Annotated in this window: 19 protein-coding genes and 1 riboswitch; of the genes, 7 read left to right on the forward strand and 12 right to left on the reverse strand. The window is 37.7% G+C overall.

What is annotated here, in order from left to right:
* Positions 1–371 precede the first annotated feature (371 nt).
* Positions 372–1214, reverse strand: a complete 843-nt coding sequence (locus IGI47_RS00485; protein WP_311930636.1) for a helix-turn-helix domain-containing protein — start codon at positions 1212–1214, stop codon at positions 372–374.
* Positions 1215–1586: 372 nt separating this feature from the next.
* Here IGI47_RS00485 and IGI47_RS00490 point away from each other — a divergent pair, with 372 nt between their 5' ends.
* Positions 1587–2477 (forward strand): PocR ligand-binding domain-containing protein, encoded by an 891-nt coding sequence (locus IGI47_RS00490; protein WP_438784435.1) that lies wholly within the window; start codon positions 1587–1589, stop codon positions 2475–2477.
* Positions 2478–2736: 259 nt separating this feature from the next.
* On the opposite strand, the gene pnp is transcribed toward IGI47_RS00490, so the two are convergent.
* Positions 2737–4860, reverse strand: coding sequence for a polyribonucleotide nucleotidyltransferase (gene pnp, locus IGI47_RS00495; protein WP_311930638.1), 2124 nt, complete (start codon positions 4858–4860; stop codon positions 2737–2739).
* A gap of 181 nt (positions 4861–5041) precedes the next feature.
* Positions 5042–5311, reverse strand: coding sequence for a 30S ribosomal protein S15 (gene rpsO, locus IGI47_RS00500; RefSeq protein WP_005875316.1), 270 nt, complete (start codon positions 5309–5311; stop codon positions 5042–5044).
* Positions 5312–5561: 250 nt separating this feature from the next.
* Between rpsO and def the strand changes: the two genes are divergently transcribed.
* Positions 5562–6125, forward strand: coding sequence for a peptide deformylase (def, locus tag IGI47_RS00505; RefSeq protein WP_311930639.1), 564 nt, complete (start codon positions 5562–5564; stop codon positions 6123–6125).
* Between the two features lie 513 nt (positions 6126–6638).
* Here the strand turns inward: def and IGI47_RS00510 are convergent.
* The 5 genes from IGI47_RS00510 to IGI47_RS00530 all read right to left on the reverse strand — a co-directional run bounded on the left by IGI47_RS00510 (position 6639) and on the right by IGI47_RS00530 (position 11528).
* Positions 6639–7769, reverse strand: a complete 1131-nt coding sequence (locus tag IGI47_RS00510) for a hypothetical protein (protein WP_438783019.1) — start codon at positions 7767–7769, stop codon at positions 6639–6641.
* Entirely contained in the window at positions 7769–9229 is a 1461-nt protein-coding gene (locus IGI47_RS00515) for a hypothetical protein (RefSeq protein ID WP_438783021.1), read from the reverse strand. Before IGI47_RS00515 ends, IGI47_RS00510 begins: the two co-directional genes overlap by 1 nt.
* A 215-nt stretch (positions 9230–9444) precedes the next feature.
* Positions 9445–9966, reverse strand: coding sequence for a transcription repressor NadR (locus IGI47_RS00520; RefSeq protein ID WP_438783023.1), 522 nt, complete (start codon positions 9964–9966; stop codon positions 9445–9447).
* The gene (locus IGI47_RS00525; protein WP_376716952.1) at positions 9959–10810 is read right to left on the reverse strand and encodes a chorismate mutase; all 852 of its coding nucleotides are present in this window, start codon (positions 10808–10810) and stop codon (positions 9959–9961) included. The genes IGI47_RS00520 and IGI47_RS00525 overlap by 8 nt, the downstream gene beginning before the upstream one ends.
* The gene (locus IGI47_RS00530) at positions 10800–11528 is read right to left on the reverse strand and encodes an NAD-dependent protein deacylase (protein ID WP_311930642.1); all 729 of its coding nucleotides are present in this window, start codon (positions 11526–11528) and stop codon (positions 10800–10802) included. The genes IGI47_RS00525 and IGI47_RS00530 overlap by 11 nt, the downstream gene beginning before the upstream one ends.
* 230 nt (positions 11529–11758) lie before the next feature.
* Between IGI47_RS00530 and IGI47_RS00535 the strand changes: the two genes are divergently transcribed.
* The 3 genes from IGI47_RS00535 (at position 11759) to IGI47_RS00545 (ending at position 15136) form a co-directional block, all read left to right on the forward strand.
* Complete coding sequence (locus IGI47_RS00535) at positions 11759–12061, forward strand: hypothetical protein (RefSeq protein WP_005875305.1); 303 nt, start codon at positions 11759–11761, stop codon at positions 12059–12061.
* Between the two features lie 317 nt (positions 12062–12378).
* Positions 12379–12553, forward strand: a riboswitch (Lysine riboswitch).
* Between the two features lie 231 nt (positions 12554–12784).
* Complete coding sequence (locus IGI47_RS00540) at positions 12785–14380, forward strand: ABC transporter permease subunit (protein WP_438783024.1); 1596 nt, start codon at positions 12785–12787, stop codon at positions 14378–14380.
* Positions 14381–14392: 12 nt separating this feature from the next.
* Entirely contained in the window at positions 14393–15136 is a 744-nt protein-coding gene (locus IGI47_RS00545) for an amino acid ABC transporter ATP-binding protein (protein WP_438783025.1), read from the forward strand.
* A gap of 293 nt (positions 15137–15429) precedes the next feature.
* Here the strand turns inward: IGI47_RS00545 and IGI47_RS00550 are convergent, their stop codons facing one another.
* Genes IGI47_RS00550 through IGI47_RS00560 form a run of 3 tightly spaced genes read right to left on the reverse strand, consistent with a single transcriptional unit; the run spans position 15430 to position 16194 of the window.
* The gene (locus tag IGI47_RS00550; protein WP_311930645.1) at positions 15430–15555 is read right to left on the reverse strand and encodes a hypothetical protein; all 126 of its coding nucleotides are present in this window, start codon (positions 15553–15555) and stop codon (positions 15430–15432) included.
* A 49-nt stretch (positions 15556–15604) separates the two neighbouring features.
* A complete protein-coding gene (locus IGI47_RS00555) occupies positions 15605–15967 on the reverse strand; it encodes a pilin N-terminal domain-containing protein (protein ID WP_438783026.1) in 363 nt (120 codons plus the stop codon).
* The gene (locus IGI47_RS00560) at positions 15964–16194 is read right to left on the reverse strand and encodes a hypothetical protein (protein WP_376716953.1); all 231 of its coding nucleotides are present in this window, start codon (positions 16192–16194) and stop codon (positions 15964–15966) included. The genes IGI47_RS00555 and IGI47_RS00560 overlap by 4 nt, the downstream gene beginning before the upstream one ends.
* A gap of 769 nt (positions 16195–16963) precedes the next feature.
* Here IGI47_RS00560 and IGI47_RS00565 point away from each other — a divergent pair.
* The gene (locus IGI47_RS00565; protein ID WP_438783028.1) at positions 16964–17497 is read left to right on the forward strand and encodes a hypothetical protein; all 534 of its coding nucleotides are present in this window, start codon (positions 16964–16966) and stop codon (positions 17495–17497) included.
* 361 nt (positions 17498–17858) lie between these two features.
* Positions 17859–19208, forward strand: coding sequence for an amino acid permease (locus IGI47_RS00570; protein WP_438783030.1), 1350 nt, complete (start codon positions 17859–17861; stop codon positions 19206–19208).
* Between the two features lie 46 nt (positions 19209–19254).
* Here IGI47_RS00570 and IGI47_RS00575 read toward each other — a convergent pair whose 3' ends face one another.
* Positions 19255–19851, reverse strand: a complete 597-nt coding sequence (locus IGI47_RS00575) for a TMEM175 family protein (RefSeq protein WP_438783032.1) — start codon at positions 19849–19851, stop codon at positions 19255–19257.
* Between the last annotated feature and the right edge of the window lie 26 nt (positions 19852–19877).

Raw genomic sequence — 19877 nt, forward strand, 5'->3', positions numbered from 1 at the left:
GTATGGATACTGTTGTTCGACAATAAAAAAATCCTTGGATATTTTTCTGATAATTCAGATAATTTAGTGCCTACTCGTTCTTAAAATTTTTTTGGAATACATTTATGATATCGCAAAAAAGAACGAATTGGTATGTTTTTAGAGATACTCTTCGCTTCCATTTGGGGTATTTATACATTTTCAATCTCGATGAACTATCAATAATACCTAAACATACCATAATATACTTGCAAGGATATCGAATTCTAGGTACAATTCACTAAATTTACACCAACTGAATTTCATCACTGATATTTATACCTTTTAGACATTTTTATGTATCAAAAAAATTGAGACTTATTACTTTGTTAGCTTAACATTTATCTGTACCGTCATTTTACATCACCAAGCAAATTGATTTTTTCTTCTACATAGCGTACATAATTATCTTTCTCCCAAAAATGTAACGCAAAAATCAGTTCCGCCTTTTTCTGTTGATCGTGAATATCATCAGTCGATAAAAATGAGAAAACTTTCCATGCAATTTTTGTATCCGTGCTATTAAATTTGTCAGAAAACTGTTTTAGTTCTTTAAAGAAATAAGTGAAAAGTCCAGTTGAACCTCGTTCAAAAGCCAACTGCGTTCCATTAATCAAAAAAGATGCCATATCGCGATTAAAATATAGGTCATCAACATACGTTTTCATTTTTTTGACCGAGCGTTTCGAGTGGTCGAAAATATACTCATCACTAAAACAAAATAACGTATTGATAAAAAGCGATAGTTCGAACCTACCCCAATTTTCGATGGAATCAAGATAGCCCTTAATGATTTTCTGAGCACCTATAGAATCGACTTGAATAGCATCGTTTTCTCTTTTCCTAATCAGAACATAGCTAGCATGCAAAAGTTTGTAATAATAATCATCCGTCGAATAATATTGCTCATTCAGGAATTTGGCAAATTCTGAGTCATAGGGTTGACGAAGCTTGTCAAAAAACACTTTTGATAACTTTCTTTTTTCACTCAAATTATTGCCATCAAGCATAAATTGGTATTCTTCTAAAGTGACATTCATTCGGTCCAAATATTGAATCAAAATATTATAAGATATTTTTGTCGCATTATTTTCAAATGATGCTAACGTGCTTCTTTGTGAAATACCTTGCGCTAATTTTTCTTGCGATAGTCCTCGTTCCAGCCTTAACTTTTTGATTAAACTCGAATGATTCATGATCACGTCTCCTTTTTATGACGAAATACCATACTTTTCTAAGAAAAAGATGAATTCCTCCTACATAATGAAGTTATCAAAAGCGAGGAGGGTGATAGTATGTACTTATACGCAGTTGGTGATAACATTTAGGAACTAGTTCCACCATTGTAGGATATATCACATAAGGGACTAATTCACTACGATGCAACAATAACTACCACTATTAGTATAAAACATTCACAACAAAGATAAAAGCCTTCATTATTTGTGATATGAAGAAATATAAAAAAAGCGAAAAACTACAAAGCTCTGTATTCGATACATAGTTTCATAAAAAAAGGAGGTGATCACATGTTATGGCAATTGAAAAAGGATTTAGAGACTTAGCAAATTCTTCAAGAAACAACCGCCAAATTATTAGGTGTCTCACTCTTATTGATTGATAGTCAAGGCGAGCCGGTAACGGACATCACCAACGCTTGTCTTTTTTGTGAAGCCGTCCGTTCAAAAGAGGTTTGTTTACATTCTGACCGCCGTGCTGCTACTCACTGTATCCAACAAAAAAAATCGCATTTGATTTATCGTTGTCCCTATCAATTCGTGAACATCGTTTTTCCGATTTACGTTGATAGACGGCATGTCGGCACCCTTTTTATCGGTCAATTGAAACAGCAAAATCAACAAAACTACACATTGATTCCGTCTGTTGTGGCCATTCAGAAAAAAGAAGTTGAACAATTCACTCCTCAATTGATCCAATTTTACCATCAGCATCCACTGTCAGAAGATGAAAAAATCACTTTGCTCGTGCGTCACGGTGAATCCATTGTACAATTGATCACTACCCAATTGGAAGATAAAATCAAACTTGGCGAGTACCAATCCGCATTTGTTGATGCCCTACCACCTGTAAATGAACTTGATGTGACTCTAATCGACCGCGCGACCGCCTTCTTAAATGACCACCCTGACAAAGTCTATCGGTTATCAGAATTAGCCCAAGAGTTGAACTGTTCGATTAGCACCTTGAAAAAGCTGTTCCAACGCAATTTGAATCTAAGTTTTTCCGCTTATTATACTCAGCTAAAAATCGCCAATACAAAAAAATTATTGGCTTTTACTAATGAGACGACTTGCTCGATTGCTGAAAAATTAGGTTACACCAATCCTTCTGTACTCTATAAAAAATTCAAACGCGAAACAGGGCAAACGATGAGCGAATACCGCACTTCACGTAACGCTGAATTTCACACCGAAAAAAGTAGACACACGATACAATAACTATCGAAGTTAGCTACGTGACTGTTGGTTTCAGATAGTTTTGCTCAGACAAAAAAGAACGAGACAAAAGTAAACATACTTTTCTCTCGTTCTTTCGTTTGGAGTGGACAGTGGGAGTAACCTTTCAAGAAATCGGTCTACTCAAAAATTTGAAAAACAAATCCCGCAAAGTCGACTTATTTATTGAGATTCAATACTTCCCCATCTGTTGCTCCAGACATATTCATTAGAAAAAATATTGAATCTAAATTTCTTCTATTTAGTTTGTTGTTTTTTCAGTACCATCTTCAGCTAGCATTGCTTTTCTTGAAAGATTTACTCGTCCTTGTTTGTCGATTTCAGTAACTTTTACAAGTACTTCATCTCCAAGTTTAAGAACATCTTCTACTTTATTCACACGTTCGTTTGCTAGTTGAGAGATATGGACAAGTCCATCTTTTCCTTTGATCAAGTTGACGAAAGCCCCAAATTTTTCAATTCGAACGACTTTACCAAGGTAAACTTCGCCGACTTTCACTTCTTTAGTCAAGTCCTCAATGATTTTGATTGCTTTTTGGATCATTTCTTTATCCGAAGAAGCAATACTTACTTTACCATCTTGATCGATATCGATTTTTACACCAGTTTCTTCGATGATACCGTTGATAGTGTCTCCACCTTTACCGATCACATCTTTGATTTTCGCTGGATCGATTTGGATCATTTCGATCTTCGGTGCATATTGGCTTAATTCTTCACGTGGTGCAGCAATCGTTGAAGTCAATTCTTCTAAGATTTCCATCCGTGCTTGTTTTGCTTGTGTCAATGCTTCTTTTAAGATTTGTTCCGTGATTCCTTGGATTTTGATATCCATTTGAAGTGCTGTGATACCTTCTTTTGTTCCAGCTACTTTGAAGTCCATGTCTCCTAGATGATCTTCTAACCCTTGGATATCCGTTAAAATCGTATAGTTTTCGCCATCTGATACAAGTCCCATAGCAATACCTGCTACTGGTGCTTTGATAGGAACACCTGCATCCATCAATGCTAATGTACCCGCACAGATACTTGCTTGTGAAGAAGAACCATTTGATTCCAACACTTCCGCTACTAAACGAATTGTATAAGGAAAGTCTTCTTCTGAAGGGATCACTTGCGCTAGTGCGCGTTCGCCTAATGCCCCATGACCGATTTCACGACGGCCTGGTGAACCAGCGCGCCCAGTTGAGCCTACAGAGAATTGAGGGAAATTGTAATGGTGGATAAATCGTTTGCTGACTTCCACACCAAGTCCATCAATGATTTGGTGTTCCCCTAATGGTGCAAGAGTACATGCAGATAATGCTTGTGTTTGTCCACGAGTAAACAACCCAGAACCATGGACACGTGGCAACAAGCCTGTTTCGGAAGACAATGGACGGATTTCGTCTAGTTTACGACCATCAGGACGGATTTTATCGATCGTGATCAATTCACGTACCACATCTTTTTCAAGATCTTCCGTGATTTGTTTGACTTCTTTTATTAAGTGGTCTTCTTCTTCATGTCCAGAAAATTTCTCTGCATAAGCCTCACGAATATCGATCTTCACTTGTTCGATGTTATCTTCACGAGCCAATTTTTCTTCTGTCATAACGGCTGCTTTCATCGTACCGTATGATGCATCAAAGATTTCTTTTTTCAATCCAGCATCTACTTGCAGTAAAGAAACTTCCATTTTTTCTTTGCCCACTGCTTGAACGATTTCTTCTTGGAAAGCAACTAATTCTTTGATTGCGTCAAAACCAAAAAGCAATGCGCCTAACATGTCTTCTTCAGATACTTCTTTAGCGCCACTTTCAACCATGTTGATTGCTTGTTTTGTTCCCGCAACACTTAGTTCGATATCTGTTTGTTCTGCTTGTTCAACAGTCGGATTCAAGACATATTCACCGTTGACACGGCCAACTTCTACCCCAGCGATTGGTCCGTCAAATGGGATATCAGAAATCGATAACGCAAGTGAAGAACCTAGCATAGCAGCCATTGCTGGTGAACAATCTGTTTCCACACTCATCACGATATTTGTTACTTGGACTTCATTACGGAAGCCATCCGCAAACATCGGACGGATCGGACGGTCGATCAAACGAGCGGTCAAAGTAGCTTCTGTACTTGGACGTCCTTCACGTTTGATGAAACCACCAGGAATTTTCCCAGCCGCATACATTTTTTCTTCATAGTTGATTGTCAATGGGAAGAAATCTGTATCTTTTGCTTCTTTTGATGCTACAGCCGCACTTAAGACCACTGTATCGCCATAACGGACTAATACTGCTCCATTGGCTTGTTTTGCTAATTGACCGACTTCGATTTGTAGGGGACGGCCGCCCCATGTCGTTTTGAATACTTGTTTTTCTGACATAATTACTCCTTTTCTTTCACGTGAAAGCAAGACGCTACTAAACAAATGAAAACCGCCAAACGCAGCTTGGTAGCTTTCATTTGGTTAGTAGGAGTCCATCATGCTTTTTCACGAAATGGTTGATTGAGGTATCACAGTAAAAAAAGTGAGATTCGTTTGAACCCCACTCTTTTTGTTAAAATTAACGACGTAGACCTAAACGTTTGATCAATTCGCGGTAACGTTGAACGTCAGTTTTACGTAAGTAAGCTAACAAGTTACGACGGTGACCAACTTTTTTCATTAGGCCGCGGTATGAATGATGATCTTTTTTATGCACACGTGCATGTTCGTTCAAGTGGTTGATTTCTTCAGTTAATACAGCGATTTGTACTTCTGGAGAACCAGTATCTCCTTCATGGCGTGCATAGTCTGTGATGATTTCATTTTTACGTTCTTTTGAAATTGCCATTTCTTTCACCTCTTTCGATTATTCCCCTGTGACTGAGTAAAACGTTGGTGATTCGCTTAACCAAGTGACAGGCGGTATGCCTTGAGCATACAGCTATACTTTACCTGAATATACGTTAGAAATCAAGTGAATAATCATTAAGAAAATTTAGTTTATCAAACAATCCTACTACTACTTTTTAAAATTTATGTTAAACTATAATCCGAAAACAGACTGATGAATCGTTTTAGAAGAAAGGGGTACATATTCCATGATTACAATGGATAATATCATTCGTGAAGGAAACCCAACGTTGCGCGAAATCGCCGAGGAAGTTTCCCTCCCATTAAGTGAAGAAGATATCTCACTAGGAAAAGAAATGCTTGAATTTTTAAAAAACAGCCAAGATCCTGTGAAAGCAGAAGAATTAAATCTACGTGGTGGTGTTGGTTTAGCAGCACCACAACTTGATATTTCCAAGCGCATTATTGCTGTTCACGTACCAAGTCCTGATCCAGAAGTAACTGAACCAACATTGAGTACTGTGATGTATAATCCAAAAATTTTGAGTCATTCTGTACAAGATGCTTGCTTGGGTGAAGGTGAAGGGTGTCTATCTGTCGATCGTGAAGTTCCAGGCTATGTCGTACGTCATGCTAAGATCACTGTTTCTTACTATGATATGAATGGCGAAAAACACAAGATTCGTTTGAAAAATTATGAATCGATCGTTGTCCAACATGAGATCGACCATATCAACGGCGTCATGTTCTATGACCATATCAATGATCAAAATCCATTCGCCCTTAAAGAAGGCGTATTGGTGATCGAATAAGCGAATATGATGGACTTTAACAAGTAGCAACTAAAAAGAGGTCGGAACAGAAGTGATCAACTCGAAGAATAAGAAGAGGCTCACGGAAATTTCTTTTCAAATTTTTGTGAATTTCGGCTTATTTCTCGGAGTTGCTTCTGCTCCCACTGTTTATTCGTTTTTAAAGAATGAGACAAAAGTGTTTCTTGCCTTTTTCCCCACATTCATTCTTTTTTATTATTTCCACTATTTATCCGTTATGTACCAACCACCCCAAATAATTCTCAAAAAGATATACTCAATGGTAAAGCATCACTGTATTTCAGCAACGTTCTCCCTTTTCACCTGATCTTTGTTTATTTGGTTGAGGTGAACGAGAGTTTTCTCCCCTTGTCAACTTTTGCAGCCTACTAAATAGTGATGGTTCTTTTGAAAAATCTTTTTTGTGGAGAGTGCTTGACGCACTTTGATCAACATACAGGCTTTGGTTATTCTGTTGAGCAGAATGAGGGCTTTTTCTACTTATCAGCGTTCTCAGTCTAGTAAATAGCGATTGTTTTTTTTTTGAGCATCCTTCTTATAATGAGCCCACAATATAGCTTGATTCACAGAAATTTCGATTGTTTGCCACTCTTTATCCGCTAACGGTCGATAGGCTATGGGCAATCGGTTCATTCTCTTTATTGCTTCTTTTATTTTTAGAAGTGCGTTTTGAAGCTCCCTCTCATCAGGAGAGTCTTGGCTTATGAGGTAACTTATGGGTGCTATTTCTTCTTTTACTCTCAGAATTATCTCCACTTTCTCTTGCATATCTTGCCAGTAACCCACTTGATCTGTTATAGAAGTTCCTTCATTCGAGGGTTGCTTCGCTAATCGACTTACTCTATCCCTAACTTGTATAAACAATCTGCGAACATCATGTAGTTTATAGCCTCTACTATCCCTCAGTAACTGTTTTACTTTCTTATTTAAGTCTATACCCGTGTAGTGTTCCATTATAGTACGAATAGCAGATTCTATCTTGTTCCATTCGTTATACACTAAGAATTTATCAGTTTCAGGTACTTGATTGGCTATTTTTCTTATACCTTCTCTCATCTTTAGAGCTGCGCTTTGAAGAGTAGTTTCCTTAGGCATAGCTTGGCTTACGAGCTTTTTTATGGGTTCTATTTCTTCTTTCACTCTTATAACTATCTTCATTTGTTCTTGCATCTTCTGCCAATAATTCACTCGGTCGATGATTAAGTCCCCTTCAGTTAAGGATTGGCTCGCTAATTTGGTTGTTTTTTCCTCTACATACGTAATCAATTCACAAGTATGCCTCAGTGAATAGTCCCTACTATTCCTGATTAACTGCTCTATATTTTGACAAAACATTGCTTCTACTTGACGCTTTTCCAAGGCAGTTTTTAATTGCTCTATCATTACCTCTTTCGTGTAGGGATTCGCTAATTCTGCGTTTAGTTTTTCCTTCATCAACAGTATATTGCTCTGAAGTTCCGCGTGAGAATATGTATCCAACTTAGCTAAAACTTTATCTAGCTCCCTCTCATTCCGTAATACGCGTTCATTTACAAGTTTTTCTTGTAGTTCCTGTAATTCATTCATCGTTTGTACCAAACTTGATTTTTCTACCTCATCACGTTGTTCAGAAATCCTATCCACTAAATAATTTTTTTCCTCATTATGTAATCCGCCAATTGTTTCAGTTTTTCTTCGGATTCACTAGTCACCTGATAATCCACCTTCGTAGAACTTACCTCTGTTAGCGAGCGCTTTGAGCATTCTTCCCAATCAAATTCTCTTTCCCATGGTGCTCGAACGAACTGGTTTTTATTATCCAAAAAAAATACTTGCTTTTCAATTTCATGTCGACTGTGATATAGATCATGTAATTTTGTTTCCCGATCCGCACTAAACCTTTCTTCTTCTTCGCGCACTGAATCCTTCCATTCATCTAAAAATTCCACTAGATCCTCTGGAGAATAGCCATGGCGATCATCCGAGAAAACTTCAAATGCAAGATGTTTGAATAGCTGTTGATCATACCGATAAAAGAGGGCAACATTAGGATCTTTTTTTGCCACTTCTACTGCTAACCGTTTCATTTCGTGATTCAATAATTTCGTTAAAGTTGCAGGTTCAAGTGTTCCTTGGCTAAAATCGATTTTTTGAAAAATATGTTCAAAATGAAATTCTTTGAATGCCCTACTTACTTGCTGAAATTCCTTTTCCAACGATAAATTTTTTTCTTTAAAAGAGATATACAAAGAAAAATTTTCAAAAAAATCTTGTCGAAACAAAGGATTAGTTAACACTTGTTCATTTTCTTTCATAAACTGAACAAGTACCTTTGTATAATCAGAAATTTTTTCTGCGCCTTCAACAGCTAGTCGTGGGTTAGTTGTACAAAGTAGTTTACGTATTTTTTCGTTAAATGTGGGTTCTTTTATGCGATATATTGTTTGATTATTTTCCACGTTTCTTTGCTTTTGCCAAGGTAACTGATGGGAACAAATTGACTGAGCATCAAATAATACAATCTTTTCTTTCAAAGCCTCTTCTTCCATATATAGATCGTAGATGGGAATTTCTTTACTCTCTTTTATATAAATTTTATGTTGCTTACGTATGCCCTCCTCCCAACTATCAAAATCCTCAATCAGCTCGACGCCTCTATGTATCTCCATCTCCTTAGCCATAGCTACTCGGGGATCATAATCATAGGAACAGAGCATCTGAACAGTTGTTGTTTGTTTGACGACTTCAATTGCCAGTTTGCTGATTGGGGCCTCTAAACGGTTGAACAAGTCCTCCGCTGAGAATCCTCCCTCTTCAAAGTCGATGTCTGCCAAAATATTTTCCAATGAAAACACTGCACTATTTTGACTTACTTGTTGAAATTCATTCCATAAACTCAAATCCTTTGCATTTGCCAGTTCAGTAAATCGGTTATTGAAAAATTGAGCCCTAAAATCTTTTTCAGTAAGTTTTTGCTTGTTTACTACTATGGCTTGTACAATTGCATCGATATAGTCTTTTGTTGACTCAACCAAAGGAAATGCATCATCATTCCTAAACTCACTTCTTGGACTTTTATAAAGTAATCCTAGTTTTACATTCATGCTCTTCCACTCCTAACTTTTTATGAGAAACAGAATGTTCTAGTCTATTCCATCATTAACTTTTAGTTTATATCAACTAGATCGATGAAGCGGTTTCCTTTTTTCTGGTAAATAAAATAACTGGGGAAACGTATAATCGTTTTTTTCTCCCAGTTATCTGCTAGGCTATTTAGTTTTTTCGGACATAGTCCTGGTTGTTTCGCTAACTCTGTTACCTAGCCTTCGTATAGAATACCTGCTTCCAATAACTTTTGCTTGATTTGTTTCAAAGTGATCGTGTCAGGATAGCGGATGGTATGTAAATGAATACCACCTGTTAGTTCAGATAACAAAGAAGCATTACTTTTTTGATAGCGTTTCATAAATGAGTGTATATCTTTTTCAGTTTGGATATGCAACATTCCTGTTAGTTCTCCATATAGTGGATGTTCAACCACCACATCGAGCACTTCCCCGCCATTTTCAACAATCAGGCGCAACTCTTCTTCTGTTTGCTCGCGTCCGTGTTGGACTGCGATTTTACTGACTAAACCAGTCGTAGACTCGCTTGTTTCTAAAATGTATCCTCTAGCAGTTGCGACAATAGTTTCTCCAGCAGCTCTGAGAAGTGCGATATCACCGACGATGATCTGCCGACTGACACCAAATCGCTTGGCAAAATTACTGGCACTGACTGGCTTTTCTTCATTCAATAAGGTATGAAGGATTTGCTTTCTTCGGGTTTCTCCATCAATCATCTGAATTCTCCTTATCCATTTGTTTTTGGTAATCACGAGAATGTTTCATCAAATCTTGGTAGGTCGCAACAATGGCTTCCGTATAGTCGGAATCATCCACCCATTTTGCTACTTTATCTAGAACCTGCTTTTCCCGTGTTTCGTCATAAATCGCATGATTCGTTGCTTTTTTGACTCGACCGATTTTTGTCACAGTCAGCATCCGTTTTTCTAACAGTTTCACCAGTTGCTGGTCCAGACTATCGATTGTTTGTCTCAATGATTCGAGGGTTTCTTGTGATTGTTCTTCCTCGACCATTTTGATGATACGTGCGGGGTTGCCTGCGATGACCACATTATCTGGAAATGATTTGGTCACAACGGAACCTGCACCAACAACCACGTTATCCCCTAATGTTACACCGGGAGTGATAATCACTCCGCCACCTAGCCAGACATTGTTTCCGATTTTGATCGGCTTTGCATATTCAAGTCCACTATTTCGTTTTACTGGATGGAGCGGATGAGTTGCCGTATACAGCTGGACATTGGGGGCAAACATACAATTATCTCCGATTTCAATTGTACTTACATCTAAAAAAGTACAGTTAAAATTCGCATAAAAGTTTTCGCCAACAAAAATATTATACCCATAATCAAAATTGATCATCGGTTCTATATAAATTTTTTCGCCCGTCTTTCCGAATGTTTCTTTCAAGAGTTGCGCGCGTAGTTCTGTTGTTTCAGCTTGATTGATGATTTGGCTTTGGCTTCTTGCAAATTGGCGATCTGCTATTAACTCGGGATCATTCGCAAAGTATAATTCGCCTGCTATCATTTTTTCTTTCTCAGATTTAATCGTCATAATTTGCTCCTAATTCTTTTATTTTATCGAACACCGTCACCCCATCGGTCTGGACAAAGTCATATTCCTGATCCAGATAGATCGGACTCTGATTGATGACTAAAATTTTTGCGCGTGGGGCGCGAAATTGGATCAGATCACAGAAAGGATGTACTTGAAAACTCGTTCCTACGATCACTACCAGCTCAGCTTGGCTAACCGCAAATGTAGCCTGTTCCAATACTTCTTCTTGAAATCCTTCGCCATATAAAACAATGGCTGGGCGGACTTGACCACCGCAGTTTTCGTGCGTATCACTATACAAATAGCTTTGCCAAGCGACTTCTTTTCCACATTTTCTACAATAACAATGATAAAGAGTTCCATGAAAATTGACAAGTTGTTGACTGCCGGCTTTTTCATGCAACCCGTCAATATTTTGGGACACCGTCCAGACTTTTTTATGTTTTTCTAATCGTGCGATTTCTGTGTGAATGACATTGGGCTGTGCATTCGGATGGTAAATTTTTTTAACAAATGAATAGAATTTCTGTGGTTCGTGAACCATTGCCTCATGACTTAATAAATACTCGGGTTGCTCAATTCCTTGATAGATTCCCTTTAAAGAGCGATAATCCGGGATTCCCGAAGGTGTCGAGACTCCTGCACCAGTCAAAAAGGTGATGCTTTTACTTTCGTTGATTGCTTGTGCTGCTTCTGCTACAGTTACCTTTTTCATATTTTGTCACCTCAGTTCTATTATAATCGAAAATATGCCCCACGCACACTTTTGTTCCTGTTTCTTCTGGCAGAAATACGCATTCAAACGATTTCATTTTTTGAGAAATAAATCACAATCTTAACTGACAAAAAAATGAAAACGTGCTACAATACTGCTGTATTCATTGGGACTAACCTGAGATTTATTCGTTAGACCAAACAGACAAGATCAAAGTGAGGTGAATTGACATGGTACCATTCATTATTTATTGGGGCGTTATTTTAGCTTGTATCGCTTGGTTAGCATTAAGTATTTATTTCTCGATTTTTTATCTTGTACGTAAAGAAAACGGGAATCTTTGGGCTTTCGCATTTTTCAATGTACTAGCCGCTATCGTTTTAGCCATTACTTTAGTTGTTTACCGAACTTGGGGTTGGGGCATCACACAATATTCAAGTTTGATCTATTTAGTATTAGCAATATATGGTGTAACAGTTATTCTACAAGCAATCTTAGGCCGCGAGCCAAAGGTTGTGAACAAAGCGGCTTGATCGTTGTTGCTGATTTCTTTAGCCAGTAACGATCATGGTGGCAAACAAAGTTTTTTTCTGAATACCACCGCTTTTTTACCTTCTGCAAGATTTTTTTGCCGAAGGTTCTTTTTTTGACCAATTTCGATTTAGAGTGAATATTTATTCTTTTCAAATCAAAGGGAAAACGCCAAAAAATCATGTTAAAAATGAAAACGAATGAAAATTTTCTATGTTTAGTCAGTGTTTTTATGAAAAAGACAAGTTATGGATTGACAAAGCATCTTGGCTATCGTAAACTGTTTTTGTATAAATAACTGAATACGAGTTACCTCAATCAATGAGGTAGAGGTCGCGAGAATCATTAACTCTGTGGAGTGAAGCAAACATGTCGAAGCAGGACTAGGGAGGATCGCCGAAATGTACTCTTTTTTGCTTAAAGTTTACGTTGGGACATAAGTTAAGAGCTTATGGACTGTCTTAGCAGTGATGCTAAGTTGCGCTATGTTTTGTGAGAGGTTTATCACTCTATGAAATTTAGCGGCCCCTTCATATCCTCGAAGTGGTCGTTTTTTATTTCCTCCTGATAAGCTATTGCAACGCATTTATTTGACCGCTCGTGCAAAAATTATGCGCAACGGATTAGAAAGTTCCCCATTCAGCGGTTCTTTCTAACGAAGTGGCTCATGGTTTTCCATTTGGAAGATCCTGATTCATGCGTGTGAAAAGAAAAGGAGAAAGAATATGAAAAAAAGTTCAGTTACACTCACCCTATTATTTGCATTTATCTTTTCATTTTTCAGTATCGGAAACTTAGTAAGTGCAGATGAAAAAACACCGAACGATGAATTTCGTGTAGGTATGGAAGCAGGTTATGCACCGTTCAACTGGTCACAGCAAACCGATGCGAACAATGGATTACCGATCCAAGGTCAAAAAAGCTATGCTGGTGGTTATGATGTTCAAATCGCCAAAAAAGTAGCAGATGGTCTAGGAAAAAAATTAGTCATTATCCAAACAAAATGGGATGGTTTAGCCCCTGCCCTTCAATCTGGTAAAATCGATGCGATCATCGCCGGTATGAGTCCTACTGCGGAACGTAAAAAAGAAATCGACTTTACCGATCCTTATTATGAATCTCAACTTGTTGTCGTGGTACAAAAAGACGGAAAATACGCAAATGCCAAAAGTTTAGCTGATCTTTCTGGCGCAAAGATCACTGCTCAACTAAATACATTCCATTATGATGTGATCGATCAGATCCCTGGAGTAGATAAACAGCAAGCAATGGACAACTTTTCTGCAATGCGTACAGCGTTAACTTCAGGTATGATCGATGGCTATATCAGTGAACGACCTGAAGGAGTAACTGCAACAAGCGTCAATAAAGATTTGAAAATGCTTGAACTAAAAGGCGAAAATGGCTTTCAAACGAAGCCTGAGGATGTTCAAATTGCAGTTGGAATGCGTAAAGGCGACCCTGACATCCAAAAAGTGAATCAAATACTTGGTGGAATCTCAAGTAAAGAACGTACAACTATCATGGATCAAGCAATTAAAGATCAACCAGCTTCTACTGAAGATGATGATGAAGACTCAGGTCTGTTAAATGATTTCAAAACGATTTGGGATCAATATGGCAACATGTTCTTGCGCGGTGCAGGACTAACACTATTCATTGCCTTGATCGGTACGATCGTTGGTACAACTCTTGGTTTATTGATCGGTGTCTTCCGTTCGATTCCTGAGTCAGACAATGCGGTTACTCGTTTCTTCCAAAAATTAGCAAACCTACTACTCTCTATTTATATCGAAGTCTTCCGAGGAACACCAATGATGGTTCAAGCAATGGTCGTCTTCTATGGCTTAGCGTTAGCCTTTGGGATCTCACTGGATCGAACGATCGCTGCCCTATTCATCGTTTCGATCAACACAGGTGCGTATATGACTGAAATCGTTCGTGGGGGGATCTTCGCAGTCGATCCTGGACAATTTGAAGCAGCACAAGCTATCGGGATGACACATGGCCAAACGATGCGTAAAGTAGTTGTTCCACAAGTCTTGCGTAATATCTTGCCAGCCACAGGAAATGAATTTGTTATCAATATCAAAGATACAGCTGTCTTGAGTGTTATCGGTGTTGCTGACTTGTTCTTCCAAGGAAATTCAGCTGCTGGTGCAAACTTCCAGTTCTTCCAAACATTTACGATCGTTGGTATCATTTACTTGATCATGACTTTCACTATCACAAGAATCCTGCGCTTTGTTGAGAAAAAAATCGATGGCCCTTCAGCCTATACAAAGATCGAAGAAATCGACAATTCAAACTTGCAGGAATAAGGAGGAAGCATCATGAGCGAAAAAATCATTGAAATCAACCATTTAAGAAAAAACTTTGGTGAAAACGAAGTATTAAAAGATATCAGTATGACGATCAACAAAGGAGAAGTTGTCACGATCATCGGTTCTTCCGGTTCTGGTAAATCTACTTTGCTGCGTTGTATCAATCTATTAGAAAAACCAACTGGTGGCGAAATCGTCTATAACGGTGACAATGTTCTATCACCTAAATATAATTTACCTAAATATCGGACAAATGTTGGAATGGTATTCCAATCATTCAATCTTTTTAACAATATGAATGTTTTAGAAAATTGTATCTCTGGACAAACAACTGTGTTGAAACGAAGCAAAGAGGAAGCTCGAAAAGTTGCTCTTGAAAACTTAGAGAAAGTTGGCATGAAGCGTTATATAGAAGCAAAACCTTCACAACTATCTGGTGGACAAAAGCAACGGGTAGCGATTGCCCGTGCGTTATCGATGAATCCCGATGTCATGCTCTTTGATGAACCAACCTCTGCTCTTGATCCTGAAATGGTCGGTGAAGTATTAAGCACGATCAAGGATTTGGCTCATACCGGTTTGACGATGATCATCGTGACCCACGAAATGGAATTTGCCAAAGATGTTTCTGATCGGGTGATCTTTATGGATAAAGGTGTGATTGCAGAAGAAGGAACTTCAGAAGACATCTTTGTTCATCCGAAAGAAGAACGAACAAAAGAATTTTTATCTCGTATCTTACAAAAAGGATAAAACTAAACAGGACAAAAGGATCATTGATCTTCAAGAAAAGAGTTTTTAGCGTTTAGACAAACTTACAGAGGTCGAGACAAAAGTCGTTTAGGTTTGAGAAATTGAAAAAAAACGAACAATACGCTTTTTGTATTGCTCGTTTTTTTATTTCCGAAAAACCTGCCTTTTGGACGCCGTTTATTCGAGAGTTTGAGCATTTTCCAATGACATCTCATAAGTGATCGTCATTTTTTCTCCTGAAAATTCCGCTAGAGTTTTTGGAAAAATTTGGATGGTGAACCCTCAACCGAACTCTAATAATCGATCGTTTTTTGTTCGCCAACTTGCACATGAAGAGACCCTTCTTTCATGACTAAGTCATTGTCTGCATGGTCACTGATTTGATAGGTAGAATAATTCCAGCTGTCTACAGGTATCATTGTAGTAATTTGATAAGAAACTCAATCTCCATAGGCATAACTTGTCTTTTTATCCAACACTTGTTTTTCGTGGTTTTGTATATGCGATTTCTTCATTTTTAGGGTATAGATGGATCGTTGATTCTTCTTGTTCGTTTTGGTAGACCGGCAAAGTTACAACAAGTGGCGTTGCTCTTTCTTTAACGGTTGTTGGTGCATGGCTTTCAATAAGTAAATAAACAGCGTACTCCCCTTGATAGGAAACACTTGCTTTGTACTTTGGAACATTGAAATTCACTATTCCCGATTCAGCGTGCTGCGTCTCAGTAACACCTGATGTCAAATACTGCGTGGGATTTTGTTTAGCTATCTTAGATCGTACTTGTTCTTTCGTTAAACCTTTTTCCCATAAGAATAAGGTCAGTAACGTCATAAAGAGAGAATGTTACACCATTTAGGCCCCGATAAGAAGGTAAATCTTCTGGTGACAGTACTCCCCCATTTTGTCTGCAAGTCTGGTAGTTGTCCATCTTCAAATAGGAGCTTATGAACGGAGAGCGTCACGGTCTCTGTTGTTGGTGCACGTATTTGACTCGTTGTGCCAAATAAAATGAAACACAAAAAAGCAATGAATAGATTACTTGATGTTTTTTCATTCACTTCACCTCCTATTAGATGATCAGAAACAAAAAAATAGTATTTGCTATTATTTTTAGGCAATCATGAGATAAAGATTTCTTTTTATCGTGAAAATTCTCATAAGTAACTATAGGGTTTCTATTTCTTAAATTAAAGACCAGATTTTAAGTTGGGTTATCTCCAAAAATGTACACTTTTCAATTTGTTACTTTTTAAGAATAGTTATCGAAGATTATTTCTTATACCTATATAAAAATTATTCTACTCATTCATAAATGAATAAAACTAACATCTGTTGTAAGGTTTGACATAAAAAAGAATTAAAATTCCTTCTATTTTTTATACGTTTTTCAACGAAAAAGTTTAAGATACCCTTATTACATACTGTAAAATATCCACTCCATTTAATTTTTGCTTATCTAAAAAAAGAGGTGCTTTATGTACGGTTTAGACACGAATACTCAACTAAAGATCAAGATTTTTCGCTTGTTGGATGAAACGAACCTCCCCTTGACTTCCTTGGAAATCCATAAAAAATTAGGATAGGGCAGTCAAGTGACGATCTTAAATTGCTGTCATGAAATCAAAGAACAGATGGAACTTATCTATCCAAATAGAGAGGCTTATCTGATCATCTCTCCTAATTTGGGAACTATCGCGAAAAATCCTTACTTATTTAGCGGTATCCTCCAGTGAACAATCTTTAGAATTATTGTCGATCTGGCTTTACGTCCAATTAAATGCAATGAAACAGGAAAGTCACTTAACTTTTACATTACGACAAACCCTCTTGTTAAAAACGCTCTCCATTCCTGAAAAGCCTGCTTTTCTCTCAGAATGGCACCAAACTAATTGGCAACTACTGATTGCTTTTATCCAGACATCGGATATCTTTGGATACGAGGAAGATTTCCAACCATTTCCACCTAAACTAAGCGGTTGGTTTGATCAACTTACAAATGATTGGTTTCATCTTTTTGAACGTTACTTTACACCGTTGGACGAAGAAGAAAAAGGACTTACTGTTCGCTTACATCGCTATGAGTTCATCAGCCTCAACTTCTTCAAAATAGACAAAAATTTCTTTCACCAGCAAGAGTTGATTTTAGCTGTTCAAAATGAAGAAACAACTTATTACCATCAATTCAACTCTCTCTTTGACACATATACTCAAAAATACAACTATCGAGTACCCGAAAATAGTTTTCGTTTTCAAAATCAATTGCTGATCTGTCTTACTTTGTGTCCCTTTGCCAAACTACGACCACGTTTGGCAATCAATCTACAATCTGATTTGAATTACTTATTGACCAATTATCTATAACAGCAAGTCATCCTTAATTTAAAAAAACAGCTATTTTGTTACTTTTGTTCCACAATCAAAACAAGCAGATTTAGTTATCAGTACGACACCTCAAAAAATGAAGTTAAATAAAAAACAAAAATTCGTACTGGTACGCGTACCATTTACGGAACAAGATATCAAATCTCTTAGATTGATCGCCGACTCTTTCATCGACATCAAGTAAATACGTTATCGATTCTTTTTATAATGAAAAAAGGTCAGCTTTTTCATATGAATCGATGAAAACTGTACGTGATCGATTTCTGAATCAAAGTTGTAATTTTTTGAAAATTCTCTTAATATGGAAGTAATCAAATTTTTAGTTAGGATGAGTAAACTGATGAACGAAGAGCAACAAGAACTACAACGAGGTCTCAAGAACAGGCACGTTCAATTGATCTCAATTGGTGGTGCAATCGGAACTGGTCTATTTCTCGGTTCAGGAAAATCGATCCAATTGGCTGGACCATCGATCCTCTTTGCCTATCTGATCACAGGATGCATCTGCTTTTTCATTATGCGTGCATTAGGCGAACTTTTATTATCAAATACAAATAACCATTCATTTCTGGATTTTATTGCAGAATATCTTGGAAAAAAAGCAGCTTTTGTGACAGGCTGGACTTACTGGTTTTGTTGGATCGCTATCGCCATGGCTGATCTTACTGCTATGGGCATGTATGTCCGATATTGGGCACCTGGCATCCCCCAATGGCTACCTGAGATAATTGCTTTAGTTTTATTGTTAGGATTGAATATGGTCGCTGTTTCTCTTTTTGGAGAATTAGAATTTTGGTTTGCACTGATCAAAGTAGTAGCGATCATCGCTTTTATTATCATAGGTGCCTATATGATCATCACACACTATAAAACAAGTGCCGGTATCGTAAGTATTTCGAATCTCTGGTCGCATGGCGGCTTTTTCCCGAAGGGCGGAAAAGGATTTATCCTATCCTTTCAAATGGTCACCTTTGCTTTTGCTGGAATCGAATTAGTCGGGTTAGTAGCTGGCGAAACTAAAAATCCTGAAAAAGTACTGCCAGAAGCAATCAATAATATCCCCATTCGGATCATTCTCTTTTATTTGGGGTCTTTATTCGTGATCATGTCTATTTATCCTTGGAACAGCTTAAATGCTGACAACAGTCCTTTTGTGGAAGTTTTCTCAGAAATCGGCATTACGATTGCTGCTTCATTGATTAATCTAGTCGTCTTAAGTGCCGCTTCTTCAGCTTGTAATAGTGCGATTTACAGTACTGGACGGATGCTCCGTTCCCTTTCTCAAGAAGGCAGTGCCCCAAAACGGTTTCGTCGGCTGACCGCTCATCGTGTTCCTGGAAATGCATTAGTCTTTTCAACCATTGTGATTTTTATTTCAGTCGTCTTGAACTATATCATGCCTAGTGAGGTTTTCACTTTGATCAGTAGCATCGCAACGACTTGTTTTCTATTCATTTGGAGCATGCTTGTCTATACCCATTTAAAATACCGAAAAAGTATACTTGGAAAAAAAGATCATTCATTCAAAATGCCTTTTTATCCCTTTAGTAACTACCTCGTCTTTTTATACATGGCTTTTACCTGTGTTGTCCTACTTCTTGGGAAAGATACACGTATTGCGTTGTTACTAACACCTGTCTGGTTCATTTGCTTATTGGTCATCTATCGAATCAAATATGAGAAAAAATAAAAAAACACTTGGGGATTTTCCTTAATGGATTATTCCCAGGTGTTTTTTATTCAACTTTTCTTGAAAAAAAGATATGGTAGTATTCATCGGCTTTTCGGTAAGATAAGAGCCACAAACCAGAGACGAGGAAACGACCGAGTAAACCGATCATTGGAATAAAAAATACACCGACGATCAGACAAATATTGATGAACATCGACAAAAAACTTCGATGGTCTTTAGTCAATGTCTTGACTACATGCGAATCAGGTTTATTCGCTCGCATCACTTGTTTCATCAGGATACTAAAGGAAAAGCTCCACATCGTGTAGACAAGGACATAAGACAGCTCTGGCCAAAATTCAGTCGGATTACGGCCGACCCAACTTGTGACTGACGGACAAAGTGTCAACCAGAACAACCAAAAAATATTGGCCCATACGACACGATAATTGATCTTATCTGCCATTTGAAATACACGGTGATGATTGACCCAAATGACTCCCACAAAAATAAAACTAATACCATAAGCTAACAGAGTATTTCGAATTCCCCATAATGACTGGAAACCTGGTGGATCAGGGATCTTTTTATCTAATACCAAGACTGTTAAAACAATGGCTACGACGCCATCCGTGAACGCTTCTAATCTTGATTTTGTCACTTGACCACTTCCTATTAGTAAGTTAT

Source organism: Enterococcus sp. AZ191 (assembly GCF_051713845.1).
Classification (GTDB): Bacteria; Bacillota; Bacilli; order Lactobacillales; family Enterococcaceae; genus Enterococcus_B; species Enterococcus_B durans.